Origin of the sequence: Streptomyces sioyaensis, from assembly GCF_004122735.1 — a bacterium.
In the GTDB taxonomy this organism is placed as follows: Bacteria; Actinomycetota; Actinomycetes; order Streptomycetales; family Streptomycetaceae; genus Streptomyces; species Streptomyces sioyaensis.
Genome location: NZ_SDIF01000233.1, coordinates 1 through 4,629, shown reverse-complemented (window position 1 = coordinate 4,629; position 4,629 = coordinate 1). Strand labels below are relative to the sequence as shown.

The window sequence follows — 4,629 nt, the reverse complement described above, 5'->3', positions numbered from 1 at the left end:
CTCTTACTTCGCGTCGTCGCGCGGGATCGGGCCGTCGGCCGGGAGCCCCCGCCCTGCCGACGGCCCGATCCCGCGCGACGACGCGAAGTAAGAGGTACCCCTCCGTGATCTTCACGCGCTGGAGCGCCAAACTCCCCGGCACACAGCGGCGCGCCGCCGCACGGTCCGACCGCGCCGCCCCGCGCCCCGCATCCGGCCCGCCGGCCGCCCCGTCCGCCGCGGCCCCGTCCGCCGTGCCCGCGGCGCCGGACGACACACCGGCCGCGCCCACGGGCGCCACCACCGGCTCGGTCCCCGCCGCCCGCGCCGAGCACGCCGATCCGGCCCCCTCCCGGGAACTCACCCCCGAGGCCCTGCCGCCCACCGTCGACGCCCTGTCCGTCCACGACATCCTCGGCTCCATCCCCGCACTCGTCGCCGTCGTCTACGGCCCCGAGCACCGCCTCGCCTACGTCAACGGCGCCTACGCCCACGTCTTCGGCCCCCGACCGGCCGGCCACACCACCCGCGAAGCCCTCCCCGAGCTCGACGAACTGGGCCTGCTGCCCCTGATGGACCAGGTCCTGCGCAGCGGCAGACCGCGCACGGTCAAGTCCCGCAAGGTCCCCGCCGGCCCGGGCGGCGACCGCTCGCGCGACGCGTACTACACCTTCACCTGCACCCCGATCGAGGTCGCGGCGCGCGGCCCGGCGCCCGATCCCGAGGTCGCCTGCGTCGCCCCGCACAAGGGCGTCCTGGTCTTCGGCGCCGAGGTCACCGACCAGATCGAGTCCGCCGAGCGGCTGCGCGCCAGCGAGGCCCGCCAGCGCGAGGCCGCGGTCACCCTCCAGCGCTCCCTCCTGCCCCAGGAACTGGAGCAGCCCGACGACCTGAGGGTGGCCGCCACCTACCAGCCCGGCGGCACGGACGCCGCGGTCGGCGGCGACTGGTACGACGTCATCACCCTCGGCGCCGGCCGTACGGCCCTGGTCATCGGCGATGTCATGGGCCGCGGGGTGCGCGCCGCCGCCGTCATGGGCCAGCTGCGCACCGCCGTCCGCGCCTACGCCCGCCTCGACCTCCCGCCCCACGAGGTCATCCAGCTCCTGGACGGCCTGGCCGCCGAGATCGACGCCAGCCAGATCGCCACCTGCGTCTACGCCGTCCACGACCCGAACGAGGGCCGGCTGGTCTACTCCTCGGCCGGGCATCTGCCCATCCTCGTCCGCGACCCGGACGGCACGGTCCGCCGTGCCGCCGAGCCCACCGGACCGCCGCTGGGCACCGGCGGCTGGCTGCACACCTCGGGCTCCGTCCCGCTCGGCCCCGGCAGCAGCGCCGTCCTCTACACCGATGGCCTGGTAGAGCGCCGCGACAAGGACATCGACGACGGCGTCGAGGCCCTGGAGCGCGCCTTCGCCGGTGCCGCCGGCGCCCCCGACATCGTCTGCGACCGCCTGCTGCGCTCCCTGGGCATCACGGCCGCGCACGACGACGACGTCGCCATCCTCGTCCTCCAACACCCGGAGCGCACCGGCCACGACGCCGAGCTGTTCCACAACGCCGCCCTCGAACTCCACGGCGGCACCGAAGCGGCCCCGCGCGCCCGCGCGTTCGCCTCCGGCGTCCTCGCCTCCTGGCGCTTCTCACCCGAGCTGCACGACCTCGGCGTGCTGGCCGCCAGCGAACTGGTCGCCAACTCCCTCCAGCACGGCACCCCGCCCATGCGGCTCCGCCTGCGGCGCACGGACCGCCGTCTGATCGTCGAGGTCACCGACGGCGACGACCACCTCCCGCGCCGCCGCCGCGCCGAACCGGCCGACGAGGCCGGGCGGGGCATCTCCATCGTCGCCACCATCGCCTCGTCCTGGGGCTCCCGCCGCACCCCGGGCGGCGGCAAGGCCGTCTGGTGCGAATTCGCCCTGCCGCACGGCCAGGTGCACGGCCAGACGCACGGCCCGGCGGCCGGCTGATCAGGGCGGATCGCCGCGACGGTCACGCGAAAGGCGGGGTGGGGGCACCTCAGCGCCCCCACCCCGCCTCGCCCGGCCTCATACGCCCGCGGCCACCGGTTCGGTCGTTTCCACCGACTCGGTCAACTCCGCACGAGGTGCGGGCACCGCGGCCACCGCCCGGTGTGGATTGTCCTGCCCCGGCTGCAGCATCTGCCCCAGCCACAGCGACAGCGCGCTGATCCCCAGCGCACACACCACCAGCATCGCGATGTACGCCCCGTACATCCCGTGACCCACCATCAAGGCCCCCACCGCCGGCCCAACCGCCAGCGCCAGCTGCTTGACCAGGGCAAATGCCGAGTTGTACTGGCCTATCAGGGAAGCCGGCGCCAGATCGGCCACCAGCGGGGCCACCGTCGGCGACAGCATCGACTCACCTATGCCGAACAGCGCATACGTCGAGATCAGCAGCGTCGTCGCCACCATCTGCGCGCCGTGCACCAGTCCGGACAGACCGGCCGCCAGCCACGCCACCGTCCAGACCATCCCGACCAGCGCCATCACCCGGCTGCGCCGCCGCCGCTCGACCAGCTTGAGCACCACGAACTGCGCCGCCACGATCGCTGCCGTATTGGCCGCCAGCGCAATACCCAGGCTCGCCGGCGGAATCCGGGTGACCTCGGTCGCATACGCGGCCAGCCCCGACTCGAACTGTCCGTAGCAGGCGAAGAACAGCACGAACCCCAGCACGCACAGCCACACCATCCGCCGGTCGGCGAACATCGCCCGCCAGGCACCCTTGGCCCGCTCCTCGGTGGGGACGGCGTCCTCCACCTTCGGCGTCCGCGGCAGCCGTACGCTCGCCACCGCCGCACCGAGCACCAGGAACATCACGGCCTCTATCGCGAACAGCCGGACGAAGCTGGCGGGATTCGACTCGTCGACCAGCAGCCCGCCGACCAGCCCACCGACGCCCAGCCCCAGGTTGTTCAGGAAGAACTGGGTGGCGAACGCCCGCGACCGGGTCACCGTTGTCGAGCACCACACGATCATCGTCGCGAGCGCCGGCTGAATGACCGCGATGCCGGCACCGAGCGCAATGGCCGACGCCACGACCAGCGGTTCGGTCTCGGACAGCCCCAGACCCAGGGCACCGATGGCGGCCGAGACCGTCCCGATGACGGCCACCGGCAGCGGTCCGCGCCGGTCGATGGCCCGACCGGTCAGCGGCAGTACGACGAGTGCGGCCACCGCCAGCATCGCCAGCACCACCCCGGCTGTACTCGCGCCGAGATCCCGCACCTTCGCCACATAGACGTACAGATACGGAACGGTGAAGCCGTTGCCGAACGCGCTCAGCGCGTTCCCGAGCTGGATCCGGCGCAACGCGGCGCCCATCGCGGTGGTCACACTCACCTACCTAGGTCAGGTCATCAGACGGATAAGAGGGACGAACCGGCGAGCTGCGACAGGCGACAGGGCGAGACCGGACAGTCTCACCCTGAAGACTTCAACTCTAAAGTTCGAAGCTAAAGAGTACACGCCGAAGAACTTCAACGCCAATGACTTCCATGCCATACTGCGCCGCATGTCTGAGCCCTCCGATGCGCCAGCCGACGCTGCCGAGCCGAGCCTCGAGGAACAGATCGCGGCCTACCAGCGCGAATTCCAGGCCCTCGACCCCCAGGTGGAGCAGGTCGTCTCCGCACTTCAGCGCCTCAACCGGCGGATGAACGTCGCCTATGGACGGCAGACCGCCACCCTCGGCCTGAGCAACGCCGAATGGGAGGTGCTCAAGGCCCTCGTCGTCTCCGGAGCCCCCTATCAACTGGGCCCCGGCGAGCTCGCCAAGCGCCTCGGCCTCACGCCGGCCGCCATGACCCACCGCATCGACCGCATGGCGAGCGAGGGTCTGGTCACCCGGGAGCGCGACGAGGCCAACCGCGTCCGCGTCATCGTCGAGCTGACCGGCGAGGGCCGCGAGAAGTGGCTCGAGGCGATGCGCCTGGCATCGGTCTTCGAGGAGGACCTCCTCCAGGACCTCAACGGTGAGGAGCGTCAACTCCTCGGCCAGGTACTGACCCGTCTGCTGCGCCGTGTTGAGGACGCGCAGCCGGACGCCGACGGGCGTCTGAGTGACCTTGACTGACGCGAGTTGACACCGCCCTGCCCCATCCGTAGTGTTCTCCGAGTTGCCACGGGGCCGGATCGGTTCTGTGGTAGCCATCCCGCCGCTTCGCGGCACACCACTACTGCACGGCCCCTCAACGGGACCTATTTCGGCATGCCGAAATTCGGACCGTGACGTGATTATGCGTCAGCGAGGAATTCCGCTAAAGTAGTGATCACGCCGAAAGGCGCGGCAACGCAAATAGCCGCACCCCGGCGAACCCCCTCCGACGGGGAATCGGAAACAAATTCGGACCGGCAACGGAACGAAACGGATCTGATAGAGTCGGAAAGGCCGAAAAGCGAAAGCCGAACGGCCGAGCCCGCTCCAACAGGGCGCCGGACACGGAAACGGATCTGGTAAGGTTGGAAACGCGAAGAAGCCGAAAGGCGGAAACGCACCGGCGAAAATCGGGCCCGCAAGGATCTGATAGAGTCGGAAACGCAAGACCGAAGGGAAGCGCCCGGAGAGCCTGGTGAAACAGGCACAAAGGAAGCGTCCGTTCCTTGAGAACTCAACAGCGTG

The 4,629-nt window shown here is 70.9% G+C and carries 3 protein-coding genes; 2 read left to right on the top strand and 1 reads right to left on the bottom strand.

The annotated features are described in order from the left end of the window. Positions 1-104 precede the first annotated feature (104 nt). Entirely contained in the window at positions 105-1,952 is a 1,848-nt protein-coding gene (locus EST54_RS33315; RefSeq protein WP_129251408.1) for an ATP-binding SpoIIE family protein phosphatase, read from the top strand. Positions 1,953-2,030: 78 nt separating this feature from the next. Here the strand turns inward: EST54_RS33315 and EST54_RS33310 are convergent, their stop codons facing one another. After that, positions 2,031-3,344, bottom strand: a complete 1,314-nt coding sequence (locus tag EST54_RS33310) for an MFS transporter (RefSeq protein ID WP_129251409.1) — start codon at positions 3,342-3,344, stop codon at positions 2,031-2,033. Between the two features lie 178 nt (positions 3,345-3,522). Between EST54_RS33310 and EST54_RS33305 the strand changes: the two genes are divergently transcribed. Next, positions 3,523-4,083, top strand: coding sequence for a MarR family winged helix-turn-helix transcriptional regulator (locus EST54_RS33305; RefSeq protein WP_129251407.1), 561 nt, complete (start codon positions 3,523-3,525; stop codon positions 4,081-4,083). The last annotated feature ends 546 nt before the right edge of the window (positions 4,084-4,629 follow it).

Excerpts from the sequence above, each read along its gene's own strand:
- EST54_RS33305 (WP_129251407.1), top strand. The coding sequence starts at position 3,523 with ATGTCTGAGCCCTCCGATGCGCCAGCCGACGCTGCCGAGCCGAGCCTC.